This window comes from Pseudoalteromonas sp. S3178 (assembly GCF_005886985.1).
Lineage (GTDB): Bacteria > Pseudomonadota > Gammaproteobacteria > Enterobacterales > Alteromonadaceae > Pseudoalteromonas > Pseudoalteromonas carrageenovora.
The window spans coordinates 1-219 of the sequence record NZ_PNCW01000421.1 but is presented as its reverse complement, the minus strand read 5'-3'; the positions used below and the strand labels follow the sequence as shown (position 1 = coordinate 219).

1 pseudogene is annotated in these 219 nt (G+C 42.9%); it reads left to right on the top strand.

The annotated features are described in order from the left end of the window. Positions 1 to 219: pseudogene (locus CWC11_RS21565) on the top strand (tRNA (adenosine(37)-N6)-threonylcarbamoyltransferase complex transferase subunit TsaD); the annotation flags it as partial.

Below are 219 nucleotides of genomic sequence, written 5' to 3'. Positions count from 1 at the left end.
AAAACGGCTAAGTTACTAGGGCTTGATTACCGTGGTGGTCCGCGTTTAGCGAAGCTAGCTGAGCAAGGTATTGCAAAGAAGTTTATATTTCCGAGACCAATGACTGATAAACCTGGGCTTGATTTTAGTTTTAGTGGCTTAAAAACGGCTGCTGCTAATACCATTCGCTCTGAAGGCGATGACTTACAAACCAAAGCTGATATAGCCCATGCTTTTCAA